The organism is Streptomyces sp. NPDC096048 (assembly GCF_044763415.1).
Taxonomy (GTDB): domain Bacteria; phylum Actinomycetota; class Actinomycetes; order Streptomycetales; family Streptomycetaceae; genus Streptomyces.
Genome location: NZ_JBIWGG010000007.1, coordinates 111,470 through 129,429 on the forward strand (window position 1 = coordinate 111,470; position 17,960 = coordinate 129,429).

At 73.5% G+C, this 17,960-nt stretch carries 12 protein-coding genes and 2 tRNA genes; 4 read left to right on the top strand and 10 right to left on the bottom strand.

Annotated features, from left to right (window positions below):
- Positions 1–30: 30 nt before the first annotated feature.
- The 6 genes from ACIQ6R_RS20505 to ACIQ6R_RS20530 all read right to left on the bottom strand — a co-directional run bounded on the left by ACIQ6R_RS20505 (position 31) and on the right by ACIQ6R_RS20530 (position 7,975).
- Entirely contained in the window at positions 31–2,274 is a 2,244-nt protein-coding gene (locus ACIQ6R_RS20505; RefSeq protein WP_404222745.1) for a glycosyltransferase family 39 protein, read from the bottom strand.
- The gene (locus ACIQ6R_RS20510; RefSeq protein WP_404222746.1) at positions 2,271–3,644 is read right to left on the bottom strand and encodes a glycosyltransferase; all 1,374 of its coding nucleotides are present in this window, start codon (positions 3,642–3,644) and stop codon (positions 2,271–2,273) included. The genes ACIQ6R_RS20505 and ACIQ6R_RS20510 overlap by 4 nt, the downstream gene beginning before the upstream one ends.
- 14 nt (positions 3,645–3,658) lie before the next feature.
- Complete coding sequence (locus ACIQ6R_RS20515; protein ID WP_404222748.1) at positions 3,659–5,209, bottom strand: ATP-binding protein; 1,551 nt, start codon at positions 5,207–5,209, stop codon at positions 3,659–3,661.
- Positions 5,206–5,943, bottom strand: coding sequence for a response regulator transcription factor (locus tag ACIQ6R_RS20520; RefSeq protein ID WP_193776373.1), 738 nt, complete (start codon positions 5,941–5,943; stop codon positions 5,206–5,208). The genes ACIQ6R_RS20515 and ACIQ6R_RS20520 overlap by 4 nt, the downstream gene beginning before the upstream one ends.
- Positions 5,944–6,066: 123 nt before the next feature.
- Positions 6,067–6,957 carry an amidohydrolase family protein gene (locus ACIQ6R_RS20525; RefSeq protein ID WP_404172668.1) on the bottom strand — a complete coding sequence of 297 codons (891 nt, stop codon included), beginning with the start codon at positions 6,955–6,957 and terminating at the stop codon, positions 6,067–6,069.
- 136 nt (positions 6,958–7,093) lie between these two features.
- On the bottom strand, positions 7,094–7,975 hold the full coding sequence (locus ACIQ6R_RS20530) for a DUF2797 domain-containing protein (RefSeq protein WP_404172671.1): 882 nt from the start codon (positions 7,973–7,975) through the stop codon (positions 7,094–7,096).
- Positions 7,976–8,061: 86 nt separating this feature from the next.
- Here ACIQ6R_RS20530 and ACIQ6R_RS20535 point away from each other — a divergent pair, with 86 nt between their 5' ends.
- Entirely contained in the window at positions 8,062–8,415 is a 354-nt protein-coding gene (locus ACIQ6R_RS20535) for a winged helix-turn-helix transcriptional regulator (protein WP_404222749.1), read from the top strand.
- An 18-nt stretch (positions 8,416–8,433) separates the two neighbouring features.
- Here ACIQ6R_RS20535 and ACIQ6R_RS20540 read toward each other — a convergent pair whose 3' ends face one another.
- The 3 genes from ACIQ6R_RS20540 to ACIQ6R_RS20550 form a co-directional block, all read right to left on the bottom strand.
- Positions 8,434–9,921 carry a peptidoglycan D,D-transpeptidase FtsI family protein gene (locus ACIQ6R_RS20540; protein ID WP_404172677.1) on the bottom strand — a complete coding sequence of 496 codons (1,488 nt, stop codon included), beginning with the start codon at positions 9,919–9,921 and terminating at the stop codon, positions 8,434–8,436.
- A gap of 163 nt (positions 9,922–10,084) precedes the next feature.
- Positions 10,085–10,157, bottom strand: a tRNA-Arg gene (locus ACIQ6R_RS20545).
- Positions 10,158–10,365: 208 nt separating this feature from the next.
- Positions 10,366–10,456, bottom strand: a tRNA-Ser gene (locus ACIQ6R_RS20550).
- A gap of 169 nt (positions 10,457–10,625) precedes the next feature.
- Between ACIQ6R_RS20550 and ACIQ6R_RS20555 the strand changes: the two genes are divergently transcribed.
- Positions 10,626–11,090: an SSI family serine proteinase inhibitor gene (locus ACIQ6R_RS20555; RefSeq protein WP_404222750.1), complete on the top strand. Its 465-nt coding sequence runs from the start codon at positions 10,626–10,628 to the stop codon at positions 11,088–11,090.
- A 201-nt stretch (positions 11,091–11,291) separates the two neighbouring features.
- Positions 11,292–15,821, top strand: coding sequence for a PAS domain-containing protein (locus tag ACIQ6R_RS20560; protein ID WP_404222752.1), 4,530 nt, complete (start codon positions 11,292–11,294; stop codon positions 15,819–15,821).
- Between the two features lie 54 nt (positions 15,822–15,875).
- Here ACIQ6R_RS20560 and ACIQ6R_RS20565 read toward each other — a convergent pair whose 3' ends face one another.
- Positions 15,876–16,463, bottom strand: a complete 588-nt coding sequence (locus tag ACIQ6R_RS20565) for a TetR family transcriptional regulator (protein ID WP_404222753.1) — start codon at positions 16,461–16,463, stop codon at positions 15,876–15,878.
- Positions 16,464–16,598: 135 nt separating this feature from the next.
- Here ACIQ6R_RS20565 and ACIQ6R_RS20570 point away from each other — a divergent pair, with 135 nt between their 5' ends.
- Positions 16,599–17,825 carry an MFS transporter gene (locus ACIQ6R_RS20570; RefSeq protein ID WP_404222755.1) on the top strand — a complete coding sequence of 409 codons (1,227 nt, stop codon included), beginning with the start codon at positions 16,599–16,601 and terminating at the stop codon, positions 17,823–17,825.
- Positions 17,826–17,960 lie beyond the last annotated feature (135 nt).

Here is a 17,960-nt window from a genome sequence, read left to right on the forward strand (position 1 = left end):
TCCTCCTGTGATCAGCGTGATCAGCTGTGATCAGTTCGTCGGCCGCGTGAGGTCGTAGAAGGTGGCCGAACCGACCGTGACCTCCTCGAAGTTGGCCTCGACCCACGACGTGATCTGCGACGAGGTGCCGGAGTCGCCGCCCATGCCGCCCGCGCCGCCGCCCCCGATGAAGTAGTGGATCCTTCCGTCCGCCACGTACTTCTCGAACTGGGCCAGTGTCGGCGACGGGTCCGTTCCGTTGAAGCCGCCGATCGCCATCACCGGGTCACCGGTGCTGAGCTGGTAGCTCGCGGCGTTCTGGGAGCCGACCGCGGCGGCGACCCAGGTGTACCGGTCGGCGTCGGTCTCCAGCAGCTTCCTGGCCTCGGAGTCGACCTGGGCGCCGTTGAGCAGGCCGCCCATGCCGCCGCCTCCGGTCATGCCGCCGCCCTCGCCGGTCCGGCCGCCGGGAGCGGTCTGGCCGTTCGGGGCGGTCCGGCCGCCGGGAGCCGTCTGACCGTCCTGGCCGGGTGTGCCGCCTGGGAAGCCGCCCTGGCCGCCGCTGCCGTTGCCGCCGTTGCCGCCGTTGCCTTGAGCGCCCTGCCCCTGGCCCTGGCCTTGCCCCTGGCCGCCGGGCGCGTTCCCGCCGCCGGGGAAGCCGCCGCCCCCGGGTCCACCGCCCCGGCCACCGCCGCCACCGCCCGGGCCCCCCATCATGCTCGCGCCGGCCGGACCGGCCGTGACGATGGAGCCGCTGTGCCCCTCCCGCACGGTGCTCAGCGTGTACGCGGTGGGCGCCGCCAGCGACGCCACGAGACCCAGCCCCGCCACCGCAGGCACGAGCCGCCGCCGCAGCCGCCCGGCGAAGACCAAGCCGAGCGCGGCGACCAGACCGCCGACGAGGACCAGCCACTTCAGCCAGGGCAGGTAGTCGGACGTGCGGTTGAGCAGGACGTACCCCCAGGCCGCGGTCGCCGTGACGGCCGCGGCGAGGGCGAGGGACGCCCAGCCGCGCTCGCGGCGCTCCCACAGCGCCGCCGAGCCCATGCCGACCACGGCCGCCAGGTAGGGCGCGAGGGCCACCGTGTAGTACTGGTGGAAGATGCCCGCCATGAAGCTGAAGACGGCCGTGGTCATCAGCAGCGAGCCGCCCCAGACCAGGAAGGACGCGCGAGCCGTGTCGGTACGGCCGCCGCGCCGCGTGGCGACCAGGCCCGCCACGAGCAGGACGAGGGCGGCCGGGAGCAGCCAGGAGATCTGGCCGCCGATCTCGGAGTTGAACATCCGGTCCCAGCCGGTCTCGCCCCACTGCCCGCCGCCGGCACCGCCCGTACCGCCGCCACCGCCGCCGACGCTGCCGGTCTCCTCGCCGTTGAGCCGGCCGAGGCCGTTGTAGCCGAAGGTCAGCTCCAGGAAGCTGTTGTTCTGCGAGCCGCCGACGTACGGGCGCGACGAGGCCGGCCACAGCTCGACGATCGCGACCCACCAGCCCCCGGAGACGACGATCGCGACGGCCGCCAGGGCCAGCTGCCCCAGCCGCTTCTTCAGCCGCACCGGCGCGCAGACGCCGTGGACGAGGGCGAGCGCGGGCAGGATCAGGAAGGCCTGGAGGGTCTTGGTGAGGAACGCGAACCCGATCGCGACGCCGGCCCACACCAGCCACTTGGTCCGGCCGTCCTCCAGCGCGCGGACGACGAGGTAGCAGGCGACGGACATCAGCAGCGCCAGCAGCGCGTCCGGGTTGTTGAACCGGAACATCAGCGCCGCGACCGGCGTCAGCGCCAGCACGGCACCGGCGATCAGCCCGGCCGCGGGACTGAACCGGCGGCGCACCGCCGCGTACACGACGGCGACCGTCGCGACGCCCATCAGCACCTCGGGGACGAGGATCGACCACGAACTCAGCCCGAAGATCCGCACCGCCAGCGCCATCGGCCACAGCGCGGCCGGGGGCTTGTCGACGGTGATGGCGTTCCCGGCGTCGAGCGAGCCGAAGAAGAACGCCTTCCAGGACTGGCTGCCCGCCTGTACAGCGGCCGAGTAGAAGGAGTTGGCGTAGCCCGAGGCGCTCAGGCCGCAGAGGTAGAGCAGGGCGGTGGCCAGCAGCAGGCCGAGGAAGGCCGGGCGCACCCAGCGGGGGTCCTCGGGGCGGCCCCGCCACAGTCCGCGGAGGCGGGGCCGACGTGGCTCCCGTCGCCGCACGGGAGCGGGCGGCACCGGCGGCGGGCCCGCGTCCTGGCCGTCCGGAGGTCGTGCGTCCCCCGCGTGCGTCGTCCGGTCGTAGTGCGTCGTCATCGTCCGTCCCTCGGGTCGGTGTCGGCGGGGGGCACCGGCTGCAGGCGCACGGTGGCGTCGCTCCAGGTGCGGTACGGCTCCGGAAGCCGCCCGTCCGGCGGATTCGCGGTCAGCGGCGCGCCCACGGCGGGCGGCGCGTCCGGGAACACCCAGGCGCGGAAGAGCAGGAAGCGCAGCACGGTGGCCGCGAGGTTGGCGGCGATCAGCACCGCCAGCTCGGTGGAGTGGCCCGGGTCGGCCGTCGCCGCGTTCAGGGCGGCGAGCGACCCGGCGGTCAGGGCGAGACCGATGCCGAAGACCACCAGCCCCTGCGCCTGGTGCCGCACCGCGCCGCCGCAGCCCCGCACGCCGAAGGTCAGCCGCCGGTTGGCGGCGGTGTTGGCGACCGCGGAGACCAGCAGGGCGAGCGCGTTGGCGGACTGCGAGCCGCCGAAGTGGCGGAAGCCGCTGTAGAGCAGCAGATAGAAGAGGGTGGACAGGACGCCTACGACGCAGAAGCCGACGAGCTGTCGGGCCAGCCCCTGCGGTACGTCCTTCAGGTCACGGTCGCGCGGGTCGTCACCGAAGGGCCGCGCCAGCCGGTCCAGCGGCAGCGAACCGGTGGCCAGGGCCTTGCCGACCCGCCACACGCCCCTGAGGTCCTCGGCCGCCGTCCGCACGATGTGCACGGTGGAGTCCGGGTCGTCGACCCAGTCGACCGGCACCTCGTGGATCCGGCACCCGGCGCGCTCGGCGAGCACCAGCATCTCGGTGTCGAAGAACCAGCCGGTGTCCTCCACCAGCGGCAGCAGTACCCGGGCCACATCCCGGCGGATCGCCTTGAAGCCGCACTGGGCGTCGGAGAAGCGGGCCTGGAGGGAGCCGCGCAGGATGAGGTTGTAGGAGCGGGAGATGAACTCCCGCTTGGCGCCGCGCACCACCCGGGAGCTGCGGGCGAGCCGGGAGCCGATCGCGAGGTCCGAGTGACCGGATATCAGCGGCGCCACCAGCGGCAGCAGCGCGTTCAGGTCGGTGGACAGGTCGACGTCCATGTAGGCGAGGACGGGGGCGTCGGAGGCCGACCAGACGGTCCGCAGGGCCCGGCCGCGCCCCTTCTGCTCCAGCCGGAAGACCGTGACCTCGGCGAGTTCCGCCGCCAGCCGCGCCGCGACGTGCGGGGTGGCGTCCGTGGACGCGTTGTCCGCGACCGTGATGCGGAAGGCGTACGGGAACGTCCGCGACAGGTGCTCGTGCAGTCTCAGGACGCACGGCCGGAGGTCTTTCTCCTCGTTGTACACGGGGACCACTACGTCCAGGACAGGCGTACCGGCTCCTGCGGCCGGGAGATGCTCCCGCGCCGGCAGGGAGCCGGGAGAAGAGTCGGTTCGCATGGGACCGACTTTTCTCAAGTCCCCTGTCGCGCCCGTGTGGTGACGCTGTGCCGTGCCTGTGAGTGCGGCCGCCACCGCGTTTCGCCGGCCGAGAGCGCCGGCAGGTGCAGGGTGAAGACCGTCCGCCCCGGCACGCTGTCGACCGTCACGGCACCGCCGTGCGCGGACGCCACGGCCTGCACGATGGCGAGCCCGAGACCCGTCGAGCCGGTGGCGCGGGACCGCGCGGAGTCGCCGCGCGCGAACCGTTCGAAGACACGCGGCAGCAACTCGGCCGGGATGCCCTGCCCGTCGTCCTCGACGTCCACGCACAGCCAGGCCCCGGCGGTCCGCACGCGCGCGGTGACGGTCGTACCGGGCGGGGTGTGGTTGCGGGCGTTGCCCAGCAGGTTGACCAGCACCTGCTGGAGCCGGGCGGCGTCCGCCGACACCAGTGCGGGTTCCTCGGGCAGGTCGAGCCGCCAGTTGTGGTCGAGGCCGGCCGCGCGGGCGTCGCTGACGGTGTCCACGACGAGCGGTACGAGGTCGGTCGGCTCGAACTGCAACGGCCGGCCGGCGTCCAGGCGGGCGAGCAGCAGCAGGTCCTCCACCAGCAGGGTCATGCGCCCGGCCTCGGACTCGATCCGGCCCAGCGCGTGCCGGGTGTCGGGTCCGACCTGTTCCCGTCCCCTGCGGGTGAGTTCGGCGTACCCGCGGATGGAGGCGAGCGGCGTACGCAGCTCATGGCTGGCGTCCGCGACGAACTGCCGGACCCGCGTCTCGCTCGCCTGCCGTGCGTGCAGCGCGCCGTGTACGTGGTTCAGCATCCGGTTGAGCGCGGCACCGACCCGGCCGACCTCGGAGTGCGGGTCGCACTCGGACTCCGGGACGCGTTCGTCGAGGTTCACCTCGCCCGCGTGCAGGGGCAGTTCGGAGACCCGGGTCGCGGTGGCGGCGACCTTGCGCAGGGGCCGGGTGGCGACGCCGACGATGACGGTCCCGGCGAGGGAGGCGGCGATGAGACCGGCGGCGGTGACGCTGGCCTCCACGAGGATCAGGGTGCTGATGGTGCCGGTGACCTCGGAGGTGGGGACGGCGGCGTAGTAGCCGTCCCGGTACTCCACGCGGTAGTCGCCCAGGCCGGGGATCTCGACGGTGTGCGTGTCCCCGTCCCGGGGCACGGAGGCCAGCGCGGCCCGCCCGGCCTCGGTGAGGGCGACCGGGCTGATGCCGCTGAAGCTGGTGCTGTCGTCGTCCCTCTCGCCGTACTTGGCGTCGACGACGACACCGTCCCGCAGCTCGGCGACGATCGTGCCGAGCGGCTGCGGGCCGCGGGTGACGAACTCGTCGAGGTCCATCCGCTGCGGGCCCCCGCCACCGGCCTCGGGTTCGCCGGGTGGCCCGAACCCGGACACCCGCCCGGCGACCTCCCGCAGCTGCCCGTCCAGCTGCTCGTAGAGATGCGACCGCAACGCCACCGTCGTCACCGTCCCGATCACCGCGCACACCACCGCGATCAGCGCCACCGACGCGACGACGAGCCGCGTCCGCAGCGTCCGCGGGCGCGGTCGTCGCCGTCCGCTCACGCCGCGGGCTTGATCAGGTAGCCGGCACCGCGCCGGGTGTGGATCATCGGCTCGCGACCGGCGTCGATCTTCCGGCGCAGGTAGGAGATGTACAGCTCGACGACGTTGGCCTGCCCGCCGAAGTCGTACGACCACACGCGGTCGAGGATCTGCGCCTTGCTCAGCACGCGCCGCGGATTGCGCATCAGGAACCGCAGCAGCTCGAACTCGGTGGCGGTGAGGTGGATGCCGTCGCCGCCCCGGGTGACCTCATGGCTGTCCTCGTCGAGGGTGAGGTCACCGACGACGAGAACGGACTCGGAGCGCCGGTCGGCGGCACCGGTACGCCGGATCAGCCCGCGGAGCCGGGCGACGACCTCCTCCAGGCTGAACGGCTTGGTGACGTAGTCGTCCCCGCCGGCGGTCAACCCGGCGATGCGGTCCTCGACCGCGTCCTTGGCGGTCAGGAACAGCACCGGCACGTCCGGCAGGTCGCGGCGCAGCCGCCCCAGCACGCTCAGCCCGTCCATGTCGGGCAGCATCATGTCCAGCACGACGGCGTCGGGCCGGAACTCGCGCGCGGCCTGAACGGCACCGTGTCCGTCCCCCGCGCTGCGGATCTGCCAGCCCTCGTAGCGCAGGGCCATGGACAGCAGCTCGGTGATGGACAGCTCGTCGTCCACTACAAGCACCCGGACGGGGCTCCCGTCCGGCCTCAGCAGTTCGGTGCGCCCCTGGGGCGAGGTCGTGGTCATACCGGACACGATGTCGGGGCGCTCTGAGAGCACCCTTTCCCCAAGCTGTGATTTCTCTGAGAAACCCACAGGGGCCTCTCAGTCCCGTTCCACCGGGCCTCTCGGGCACTGCCCGCCGGCCCCTCAGTGCCCCGGCAGCCCGAACAGCCGGGCCGCGTTGTCGTGGCACACGCCCCGCAGCCACGCGTCCCCCAGCTCCAGCCGCTCCAGCGCGCGCAGCTGGTGCAGGTAGGGGTACGGGATGTTGGGGAAGTCCGAGCCGAGCAGGACGCGGTCGCCGAGGCCGGCCAGCCGGGGCAGTGCCCGTCGGGGGAAGGGGGCGAGACGCTCGCTGAAGTCGGTGAACGCCATCGTCGTGTCCAGCCGGACCTCGCCGTACCGCTCGGCGAGGTCCAGGAAGTCCTCGTACTCGGGCATCCCGAGGTGCGCGACGACCAGCCGCAGCCGGGGATGGCGCGCCAGCACCCGTGCGATGGGCTCGGGCCCGGTGTGCTTGCCGGGGGCGGGCCCGGACCCGCAGTGGACGACGACCGGCACCCCGGCCTCGGCGAGCACGCCCCAGGCCGCGTCGAGCAGCTCGTCGGCCGGGTCGTACGCCCCCACCTGCACATGCGCCTTGAAGACCCGCGCCCCCGCCTCGACGGCCTCGCGGACGTACGTCTCGACGCCCGGCTCCGGGAAGAGGGTGGAGGTGTGCAGGCAGTCGGGGGTCCGGCGGGCGAAGTCCACCGCCCAGCCGTTGAGCCACTGGGCCATGCCCGCCTTGTGCGGATACAGCATGGCGGTGAAGGCGCGCACCCCGAACTTCCTCAGCAGCGCCGTGCGTTCGTCCTCCTCCTGCCGATAGGTGATCGGCCACTCCACTCCGCCGGTCAGCGGACCGAGGGCGTCGAAGTAGCCCCAGACCTTGCGCAGCACCCGCTCGGGCATGAAGTGCGTGTGCACGTCGACCAGTCCGGGCAGCCCCAGCTCCGCCCAGAACCGGCGGACCTGCCCGGCCTCTTGATCACTCATGGGGCCACGATGGCGCCCCGCGCGCCCGCGGACAAGGGGGCGAGGAGGTCCCGGCAGGAGAGGGGGCGAGGGGCAAGGGATATGGGGCAAGGGGGCGAGGAGGTCCCGGCAGGAGAGGCGGAGGCCGGGGACGAGGTCAGAACAGCCCGTCCTGTACTCCGGCCGCTCGTCTGATCTCCCGCACGGGCACGGCGCACGGCTCGCCCTCGGCGGACACCAGCTCCCACCCCGTCATCAGCCGCGTGTCCAGCACGACGACCCCGCGCTCCGTCGCCAGATGCAGATCCGGCCCGGCGGCCGCCACCAGCTCGCCACCGATCGCCCCGCCCGCCACCAGCTCGGCCACCTCCCCCACGGCGGCCGGTCCACGGCCGGCCCCGTCGATCCCGAAGACGCCCGCGTGGTCCACACCCCGGAACGGCTCCGGCGTCAGCGACTCCGGCCAGCCGCCGAGCGCGACCGCCCGCGCGTGCAGCTCCGCGATCTCGGCCGTCCGCTCCGCCTCCGTCTCCGGCAGCCCGGCCCGCACCGCCCGCTTGTGGGCGTACGGAATCCGGTCGGGCACACCCAGCGCGGCCCGCAGCAGCTCCTCGGTCCGGCGCGCGGACATCAGGGGCCCGCGGCCCAGCCAGCTGAAGCAGACGGCTCCCTGCTCCAGCAGCCGGGCGGCCCCCCGCTCGTACGCGGTGATCCCCACCTTGACGAGGCCCGGCCCGAACCACGCCAGATAGACGCGGTACGGCCGCGGATCGTCCGCGATCGTGTCGGCGGCCACGGAGTGCGCCCGGTCCAGCCGCGCACACTCCTCGCACCGCGCCCCCGTACTCCGTCCCGTCACACCGGCCCGCACCGGACACGCGTGCCCCCGCGCTCCCACACATGTCCGCACACCCCCCTCGGCGACCCCGAAGGCCACCCGCTTCCCCCGGGACAGCGCACTGCGCCGCCCCCCGACCCATGTCAGCACGGGACCGTCCGCCGCCCACCGCAGCCCCGAGCACTTCCACTCCTGTGCCATCGCCGTCGAGAGTAGGGGGCACCACTGACAACGCCGGGGCGTGCACTGGCTCTCGGACAGTGCACGCCCCGGCGTACCGTACGGGCATGAAGGTGAGCGAGCCGATGTGCCCGGAGCGCGTGGTCATGGAGCACGTCACCAGCCGCTGGGGCACCCTGGCCCTGATCGCGCTGCTGGAGCGCCCGTACCGCTTCAGCGAGCTGCGCCGTGAGATCGGCCGGGTCAGCGAGAAGATGCTGGCCCAGACCCTGCGCACTCTGGAGCGCGACGGCCTGGTCCACCGGGACGCCAAGCCGGTGATCCCGCCCCGCGTCGACTACTCCCTGACCGGCCTCGGCCGGGAGGCCGCCGAGCAGGTCAGAGATCTGGCGCTGTGGACGGAGCGGCGGATGGCGGCGGTGGAGCGGGCCCGCGAGGCGTACGACGCCGCGGGCGCCTGACCACCACCGCCCCCGGCGTCACTGCTTGAGGACCGCCTCCATGACGCTCTTGGCGATGGGCGCGCCCAGGCCGCCACCGGAGATGTCCTCGCGGGAGATGTCCATGTCGGTCGGGTCGATGAAGACGGCCACGGCGACGGACGACCCGTCGTCCTTCTTGCCGTAGGAGACGAACCAGCCGTACGGCACCTCGTCGTCCACGTTGACACCGCGCTGCGCGGTACCGGTCTTGCCGCCGACCGTGATGCCGTCGATCTGGGCGCGGCGGGCGCTGCCCTCCTTGGCGGTGAACTCCATCATCTGCTGGACCTTCTGCGCGGTCTCGGCGGAGACCGCCTCGCTCATCACCGCGGGCTCGGTCTTCTCCAGCGTGCCGAGGTCGGGGCCCTTGACCTCGTCGACGATGTACGGCTGCATCACCTTGCCGTCGTTGGCCAGCCCGGCGGTGACCATGGCCATCTGCATCGGCGTACTGGTGAGGCTGCCCTGTCCCATGCCGGTGAGCGCGGTGCCCGGCGCGTCGAGGTTCTCGGGGTAGAGGCTCTTCGTGGCGAGCAGGTCGCCGAAGTCGTCGGAGTAGACGTTCTCGTTGAAACCGAACTTCTCGGCCGTCTCGCGCAGCTTGTCCTGGCCCAGCTCGGAGGCGGCGTCCAGGAAGACGTTGTTGCAGGAGTACTGCATCGCGGTCTTCATCGAGGCCTTGTCGCAGACCCCGTCGCCGGCCTCACTGCCGATCTTGTTGGAGGACTGCGGCAGGGGGTACGGGGAGACGGCGTCGGTACGGGCGTCGACATCGGTGACGACGCCGTGCTCCAGCGCGGCGGCCGCGGTGAGGATCTTGAAGGTGGAGCCCGGCGGGTAGGTCTCGCGCAGCGCGCGGTTGGCCAGCGGCTTGTTCTTCTTCTTGTCGAGCGCCACGAAGCGGTCGGACTCCTTGAAGGTGCTGCCCGCGAACACCGACGGGTCGTAGGAGGGCGCCGACACCATGGCCAGCACCTTCCCCGTCGCCGGATCCAGCGCGACCACGGCGCCCCGCGCGCCCTTCAGGTCGGTCAGCCCTTTCCAGGCGGCCTTCTGCGCCTTCGGGTCGATGGTGGTGACCACCGACCCGGCCCGCCGGCCCTCACCGCTGACGACGTCGGCGAACCGCTGGAAGGCCAGCCGGTCGTCCTTGCCGGTCAGGATGGAGTCGTAGGTCTTCTCCAGCAGCGTCATGCCCTGGGCCTGCGACGCGTACCCCGTCACCGGCGCGTACATCGGCCCGTCGGCGTAGGTGCGCTTGTACTTGAGGTCGGTGCCCTCGGTCTCGGTGGAGCCCGTGATCGCCCGGCCACCGACGATGATGTCCCCGCGCGCGGTGGCGAACTGCTCGATCTGCACCCGCCGGTTCTTCGTGTCGGAGGCGAGCTCCGGGGCCCGGACGTACTGCAGCCAGTTCGCGCGGATCAGCAGGCCGAGCACCAGCAGCCCGCAGAAGATCGCCACGGCCCTCAGCGGCTTGTTCACCGGCGTCCTCCGTCGAGGCTCGGCCGGATGGATATCCGGTTGGATATGAAGACGCGTCCTCGCAACATGGGCACACCCTAGACACAGTTGCGAACGGCGATCACCCCGACGGTGCAACGCCAGAGGCCCCGTCGATCACCTCGACGGGGCCTCTGCTCTGCTGTGCACTCGGCAGGATTCGAACCTGCAACCTTCTGATCCGTAGTCAGATGCTCTATCCGTTAAGCTACGAGTGCTTGTCTTCTTCAGTTTTACCGCCGCTCCCGGCCCTTTCGGCCCGCTCGCGGCGACAGGAAGAACATTACATGACTGCCGCCGCCATGTGAAATCCATTGGCCGCACCGCTTGTGACCTGCGAAAACGAGGAAACGAGCTAACGAGGCCGGACGGGCCCGGACAGCATCGAAGCCCCGGCCGAGTGGGCCGGGGCTTCGATGATCCGTGCGGAGGCGGAGGGATTTGAACCCTCGATGGGCTTTAAGACCCAAACCGCATTAGCAGTGCGGCGCCATAGACCGGACTAGGCGACGCCTCCAGACAACATCACCATCTCGCGTGCGAGCGCGAGTGGCGCGTGCCGATGATGACACAGTTGAGCGCGCTGTCACCAATCGACCCCTACGGTACTAGGCGGGCAGGCCGCAGGGCAAAGCCCTTACCGCCCGGTCGCGCAACGTCCGGCAGGTCTGCGCGTTAGTCAGGTCATGGTCCAGGTCACTCGCCTCCCCGCCGCCGCCCGTCTCCTCGGCGCCGCCGCCCTGTCCGTCGCCTCCCTCGCCTCCCTGTCCGCCGCGCACCCGGCCGCCGCCGCAGGCACCGAGGAGCCGGGCGTCGATCACCTGACGGTCACCGTCCGGGACGCCGGCGCCGGCGCGGACGGCACGTACGAGCTGTACTGCCACCCCCGCGGCGGCAGCCACCCCGACCCGGACGGCGCCTGTGCCGTCGTCGAGCGCGACACGCGGTGGGGGGAGGACACCTTCGCCCCTGTCCCGGAGGGCAGCTTCTGCACCATGCAGTACGGCGGCCCGGCCACCGCGCACGTCACGGGCACCTGGGCCGGACGCCCCGTCGACGTGACGTACGACCGCCGCGACGGCTGCGAGATCTCCCGCTGGGACCGCATGGTGCCGCTGCTGCCCGAGGTGGGGGCGCCGGGACGGTCGTAGCCGGTCGCCCTCCAGTGCCCGGAAAGTCGGCGCGCGGGCACTCGGGCACACGTTCTACGTCACTTCGTCGTGCGACCTCCGTGCCATCCCACGCCGCCCGCCCGGCCCCAACCCTTAGACTCCCTCGCGTGACACCCTGCGGGCCGATTGGCAAGATGGCCCGGGCGGTCGGCAAGTGCGGTAACAGGAGGGAAGCGTCTCGTGAGCAGCAGGCCATCCCGAGGCACTGCTCGCCTCGCAGCCATACTGGACGCCCTGCCGGACGCGTTGGTACTGGTCAACGCCAACGGCACCATTGTCAATGCCAACGCCATCGCGCTGGAGGCCTTCGAGACCCCGGGCACCGCGCTGGTCGGACGCGGGCTGCTGGATCTGCTGCCGCAGTTCGACTCGCGGCTGATCCCCGGGTCGATGCGGCGGCCGGACCACATCGATCCGCGGGCGCGTACCAAGCCCACGCGGATGGTCGCCCGGCGCACCGACGGGACCGAGTTCCCGGTCGAGGTCACCAGCGCCAACCTGGAGACCGGCCAGCAGGCCTACGACACCTACGGCTACACCGGCGACGAACTGCTGATGCTCGTCGTCCGCGACCTCTCCGGCACCGTCGACACCGAGGCCGAGCTGGCCCGTTCGCAGCGGCAGACCGAGATGATCCTGCGGGCCGCGTCCGAGGGCGTCGTCGGGACCGACACCGACGGGCGGATCGTCCTCGTCAACCCGGCCGCCGCCCAGATACTGGGCTACCGGGCCAGCGACCTCGGCGGCCGCGAGCTGCACACCCTCATCCTGCACTCGCGCGCCGACGGCTCGCCCTTCCCGTACGACGAGTCCCCGCTCGCCGACACCCTCCGCTCGGGCCGCAAGCACCGGGTGCGCGGGCAGGTGGTGTTCGCCAAGAGTGGCGACCAGCTGCCGGTCGACCTGACGACCGCGCCGGTGCGCGACGGCGACCAGCTCGTCGGCGCCGTGATGACCTTCACCGACCGGCGGCCCTACGACGCGCTCGTCAAGGAGCACGAGGACGCGGAGCGGCGGCACGCCGAGGAACTGGAGCGGCTCGCCGAGGAGCACGCCTCCGAGCTGACCGCGCTGCGCCAGCAGCACGTGGCCGAGCTGGAGGAGCTGCGGGAGCAGCACGCGGAGGAGATCGCCGCGGACGCCGACCGCTACGCCGCGCTCGGTGAGCGGGAGAAGGACCGCTACGAGGCGATCGCCGCCCGGCACGAGCAGCTGCTCACTCTCCTCGGGGGCTCCCTGCGCGGGCCCCTGGACGAACTGCGGCAGGAACTCGCCGCGCTGGCCGCGGACGACGCCGGGCAGCTGTGGCCCGAGGCAAACCAGGTGCTGCACCACCTCTCGGCCGGTTACTCGCGCATCACCACCCTCATCGACAACGTCCTCGGCTATCAGCGCCTCGACGTCGGCAACGAGAACGTCTCCCGTACGAAGGTGATGCTCGACGCCGTCGTGGCCGCCGGTGTCGACGGGGCCGTGGAACTGATCGGGCCGGGACGGGTGCAGTTCGCCGTCCACGCGCCGCCCATCGAGGCCGAGGTCGACGTCCGGCTGCTGGCCATCGCGCTCGCGCATCTCGTCGCGGACGTGGCGGGCGTCGACGCCACCGGCAACTCGCCCGTGTCGGCGACGGGCGGCTACCTGGACAACACCGTCGTGGTCGCGGCGGCGCAGCGCGGCGAGGTCGTACGCATCGAGGTGCGCGGTCCGTACACCGGAGGAGACCCGGTGCACGAGCCCATCGTGCGGGGCATCGTGCGGGCGCACGGTGGCGTGCTGCAGACGCACGAGGTGCCGGGCATGAGCGGCAACGCGTATGTGCTGGAGGTGCCGATCGGGGGTGGGGCGGGGGCCGTTGAGGCTCATGCTCCGGGCCCGGCCCCGGAACAGGCGCAGGCGCCGACGCAGGCACGGGGCGCCGAGGTCGAGGGTGCGGCGGGTGCCGCAGGCGTTGCGGGTGTTGCGGGTACGGGCAGTGCCCTGGCCGTTCAGGAGCCGGCCCCCGGTGGCGGGCGGCGGCGCGCTCGGCGGGCGTCCGTCGACGCGTTCCTGGAGAGCGGGAGCGCGGGCGCGGGGGGCGAGGGCGACGACGAGGCCGCCATCGGTCCCGAAGGCTCGGGTACCGCCCCGACCGGACGGCGCAGGCGGCGTGCGGCTCAGGCTCATGAGCAGGGGCAGGGGCAGGGGTCGCGGGAGCAGCAGGTCCAGGGGGCGCGGGAGCAGGGCCCGGGGGCGCCGGAGCAGGGTCAGGTGTCCGTGCCGCTTCCGGTTCCCGCTCAGGCGGTGCCGGGCGAGGGGTCCGGCGGTACCGGGCGCCGGCGCGGGCGGTCCGCGGAGGCCGTCGGTGCCTCCGTCGAGGGGCTGCCCCAAGGCGTGCCTCAAGGTCTGCCCGCCGGGGTGTCCGAGGGCGCCGTCGTCATGGCCGGCGAGCACGGCGGAGCGTCCGCGGCCTCCAACACCGGTCTCGGCGGGACCGTACCGCCGCAGGGTGTGCCCGCGCCCGGCGGCCGGCGCGCCCGGCGGGACGGCGGTGAGCAGCAGGCACTGCCGCCGGCCCTGCCCGCGCAGGCCGGCGAGTCGGGCCCGGACGACGGGTCCCAGCCGACCGGGCGCCGGCGTCGTGCCCTGGCCTCCGCGAACGAGCGTGCCGCCGCGCAGGAGGCGGCGCCGCGTCAGGTGTTCGCCCTGCCCCCCGCCGACGCGGACCGGCCGTCCGACGGGACGGCGGAGCCATACGGGACGGCGGAGCCGCACGGGACGGCCGGCCCCGTGGCGCCCGTGGCGGCGCCCACGGGTCAGGTCCAGGTGCCCGGCCCGGCCGCTTCCGGGGACGCCCTGCTCGACGACGGCCGGCACGACGCCGTACCGCACGACCAGTCCGACGATCACACCCCGCCGCAGCCGCACCCGGCCGAGGCGCCGACGGGACGGCGTCGCCGGGCCGGTGCCGCCGACCGACAGTCCGAAGAAGCGGTGCCGGCGGCGGCACAGGGTGGCCTTCCGGCGCCAGGTGGCTTTTCGGCGCAGGGGGGACCCGTGCAGACGGGACCCGTGCAGGGGGGACCTGTACATGGAGCCCCCGTTCCTCCGCAGAACACCGCCGTACAGAACACCGCCGCGCAGAGCACGACCGGGCAGAACACGGCCGGGCAAGGCGTACCCGTCCAGGCCGCACCTGCGTCCGGGCCCGCACCCGCACCTGCCGCCCACCCCGAGTCGCCCCGGCCCGTCGAGGCTGGCGCCGGCACCGCGCAGCCCGCTGCCACCGGTCAGCCGGCCGCGCAGCCGTGGCCCGCCGCCGCGGACGCCACAAGCACAAGCACAGGCACAGGCACAGGCACAGGCATCCCCGTACCGCCGGGCGGCGCCACCGGGCCCGCTCCCGCCGCGTCTCCCGCCTCGACGCCCCCGCAGGGCGTCCCCGCCTCCACGCCGAGCCGGGGAACCCCGCTGCCGCCGGAGAACGCCCCCGCTCCGCGCGCGGCGCAGCCCCTGCCCGCCGAAGCGTCCGCGCCCGTCGACCCGAACTCGACGCAGGGACGGTCGATCAGCGTGCGGACGCTGGGCCAGGGTGTGCCGTTCAACCGGCAGGCGGTCCAGGTGCAGCAGCCGTCGGCCACACCCGCCCCGCATCAGCCGGGCGGCTCGGGCCGGCGCCGCAAGCTGAGTACGCCGCCCGACCCGGCCGCCACGCGCCCGGAACCGTCGGCCCGCCCGCATCCGCCGGCCGAACAGCCGCCCGCCGCCGCGCAACCGAAGACCCAGCCGCAACCCGAGTCCCCGGGCCGGCCGCAGGGGCAGGAGCAGCCGTCCCTGGCCGGCGGTCAGCCCCGGCGCGCGCCGGTCACCGAGGGCGCCGGGCGGTCGTACGCCATAGGGGCGCCGGACAGGAACGCCGCCGAGGGGCCCGAGCCGCTGGACGGGCCCGGCGGGGCCGTGGAGGTGGCGGACCCGCCGCGTCCGCAGCCGATGGACGACGAACTGCCGCCGGAGCCGCTGGACAACCCGCGCCGGCTGCTGGTGTGGCCCGCACCGGACGTCTCCACGCAGCAGGCGCTCAGCGACCGCGGCTACCGGCCGGTGATCGTGCACTCGCGCGAGGAGGTCGACGCGCAGATCGCGGCGTTCCCCGCCGCGCTGTTCGTGGACCCGCTGACCGGGCCGATCACCCGTACGGCGCTCCAGTCGCTGCGGCAGGCGGCCGTGGCGGCCGAGGTGCCGGTGCTGGTCACGGCCGGGCTCGGACAGGCCTCGCGCGATGCCGCCTACGGCGCCGATCCCGCCGTACTGCTGAAGGCGCTCGCGCCCCGGGACAGCGAGCAGCACCCGCCGCGCGTGCTGCTGATCGAGGAGCACGCGGAGATCGCGCTGGCGCTGACGGCGACGCTGGAGCGGCGCGGGATGCAGGTGGCGCGGGCGGCGAGCGACGCCGACGCGGTGACGCTGGCGGGGCAGTTCCGGCCGAACCTGGTCGTGATGGACCTGATGCGGGTGCAGCGGGGGCAGGACGGGTACGCCGGGATCATCGACTGGCTGCGCGCGAACGGGCAGCTCAACCGCACTCCGCTCGTCGTCTACACCGCCGCCGTCGACCAGGCCGACCTGCCGCGGCTGGCCTCGGGCGAGACGGTGCTGTTCCTGGCGGAGCGTTCCACGAGCGGCGAGGTGCAGTCCCGGATCGTCGAGCTGCTCTCGCGGATCGGGACCAACTGACGCCGGTCCGGGCGCCGCTCCCGCGCATCGGGGCCGACTGACGCCGGTCCGGGCTCAGCTGCCCCGGCCGGAGACGATCCTGCGCGCCGCCTCCTTGATCGAGGCGCGCAGGCGGTCGGCGTCCGCGTCCTCGCCACCGACCAGGATGCGCTTCATCTGCGGCACGACGGTCGCCCAGTTGGTCATCGCGACCAGCAGGAAGAGCAGGTCGGGCGCCGGGATGGCGTCGGTGATCACGCCGCGCGCCTGGCCGTCCCGTACGGCGGCGACCTTGCGGGCGTAGTGGTCGTGGCGTTCGGTCTCGTGGGGCAGCTCGGCGGTGCCGTACTCCATGCCCTCCCAGAAGAGGAGGCGGAGCAGCTCGGGGTGGGCGGCGTGGTAGTCCATGAGGCGGTCGACCCAGCCCTCGATGTCGTCCGGGTCGACGGGGACGGAGATCGCCAGGTCGAGCATCTTCTTCTCGAGGACGGAGGCGAACAGCTCGCTCTTGTTGCCGTAGTAGGCGTAGATCAGCTGCTTGTTGGCCTTGGCCTCGGCCGCGATGCGGTCGATGCGGGCGCCGGCGATGCCGTAGCGGGCGAATGCGGCGACCGCGGCCTCGAAGATCCGGGCCTTGGTGGCCTCGGGGTCCCTTGCTCCCATGGGGACAGGGTAGCGGGGCGGGGGCGGTAACCAACTGTTTGGTTGACAGGGCGGGGGAATGCGGACCAGACTCCGTGAGTTGCTTCCAACCAACCAGTTAGTTGTTAGTGTGCGCTCGAAGGGGTCGCTCCGCTCATGTCGTCACCGTCAGCAGCCACCGCCCGGACCACGCCGGAGGGTGAGGCCCGAGGCCCGCTCCGGAAGAGGCCGTCCGCCTCCTCCCGGCTCTTCCTCCCCCTGATCGCCGTCTGCACCGCCGTCACGGCCGCCAACATCTACCTCGCGGCGCCGCTGCTCCCCCTCATCGCCCACGACTTCGGCTCCACGCCCTCGGCGGTGGCCTGGCTCGCCTCGGTCGCGCAGTTCGGTTACGCGGCCGGTCTGCTCTTCTTCGCCCCGCTCGGGGACAGCGTGAACCGGCGCCGCCTGGTCGCCGTCCTGGCGCTGGTCGCCGCGGCGGCCCTGATCGTCGGCGCCGCGTCGGGCGGGACCGGCGCGCTCGCGGGCGCCGTCCTGGTCGCCTCGGCCGCGACCGTCGTACCGCAGCTTTTGGTCCCGCTGGTCGCCGAGCGCGCGCCCGCCGAGCGCCGGGCCCGTCACGTCGCGGCGGTCATCGCCGGCCTGTTCACCGGGATCGTCGCGGCCCGCGTGCTCGGCGGGCTGGTCGGGCAGGCCTTCGGCTGGCGCGTGGTGTTCGTGGGCGCGGCCGTCCTGACCGCCGTGCTGGGCCTGGCGACCGCGTACATACTGCCCGCGCAGCGGCGTCGGCGTGAGGGCTCGCTGTTCGCCGGGCTCGCCGCGGTGCCCGGCCTGGTACGCCGCTCGCCGGCCCTGTGGCGCGCCTGCGTGCGCCAGGCGGGGATGTACGGCGCCTGGAGCGCGCTGTGGACCTCGCTGGCGCTGCTCCTGGCCGGGGGCGAGGGCTACGGCATGACCACCGCCGCGGCCGGGCTGTTCGGCCTGTTCGGGCTCGCGGCGAGTGTCGTCGCGCCGCTCGCGGGCGGCCTGGTCGACCGGTTCGGCGCCGCCAAGGTCGTACGGTCCGCGTATCTGCTCGCCGCCGTGTCGGTGCCGCTGTTCTGGCTGGGCGGGCAGGCGATGGCGGCCCTGTGCGCGGCGGCGGTCCTGGTGCACGCCGCCCTGGTCGCCTCCCACGTCGCCAACCAGACCCTCGCCCTGACCACCACCTCCGCTCCGGCCACCGCCAACACGGCGTACGTCGTGGCCGGCTTCGCGGGCGGCGCCCTGGCCTCGGCCCTCGCGGGACCCGCGTACGGCCACTGGGGCTGGGGCGGGGTCTGCGCGGTGGCGGGGGCGTGGCTGGTGCTGGGGTGGGCGGCGACGGCCGTACGGACGCGGTGAGCGCGGAGGCGGCAGACGAAGCGGGGGGCACGGGTGCCTGGCTCGTTATGCGGGGGCTCGTACGCGGGGGCCCGTACGCCGGGGGCTCGTACGCCGGGGGAGGCTCCCCACCCGGCGTACGAGCATCGGCCGCGT

Excerpts from the sequence above, each read along its gene's own strand:
- ACIQ6R_RS20530 (WP_404172671.1), bottom strand. The coding sequence starts at position 7,975 with ATGGCACAGGAGTGGAAGTGCTCGGGGCTGCGGTGGGCGGCGGACGGT.
- ACIQ6R_RS20520 (WP_193776373.1), bottom strand. The coding sequence starts at position 5,943 with ATGACCACGACCTCGCCCCAGGGGCGCACCGAACTGCTGAGGCCGGAC.
- ACIQ6R_RS20510 (WP_404222746.1), bottom strand. The coding sequence starts at position 3,644 with ATGCGAACCGACTCTTCTCCCGGCTCCCTGCCGGCGCGGGAGCATCTC.
- ACIQ6R_RS20525 (WP_404172668.1), bottom strand. The coding sequence starts at position 6,957 with ATGAGTGATCAAGAGGCCGGGCAGGTCCGCCGGTTCTGGGCGGAGCTG.
- ACIQ6R_RS20535 (WP_404222749.1), top strand. The coding sequence starts at position 8,062 with ATGAAGGTGAGCGAGCCGATGTGCCCGGAGCGCGTGGTCATGGAGCAC.
- ACIQ6R_RS20570 (WP_404222755.1), top strand. The coding sequence starts at position 16,599 with ATGTCGTCACCGTCAGCAGCCACCGCCCGGACCACGCCGGAGGGTGAG.
- ACIQ6R_RS20565 (WP_404222753.1), bottom strand. The coding sequence starts at position 16,463 with ATGGGAGCAAGGGACCCCGAGGCCACCAAGGCCCGGATCTTCGAGGCC.
- ACIQ6R_RS20555 (WP_404222750.1), top strand. The coding sequence starts at position 10,626 with ATGGTCCAGGTCACTCGCCTCCCCGCCGCCGCCCGTCTCCTCGGCGCC.
- ACIQ6R_RS20505 (WP_404222745.1), bottom strand. The coding sequence starts at position 2,274 with ATGACGACGCACTACGACCGGACGACGCACGCGGGGGACGCACGACCT.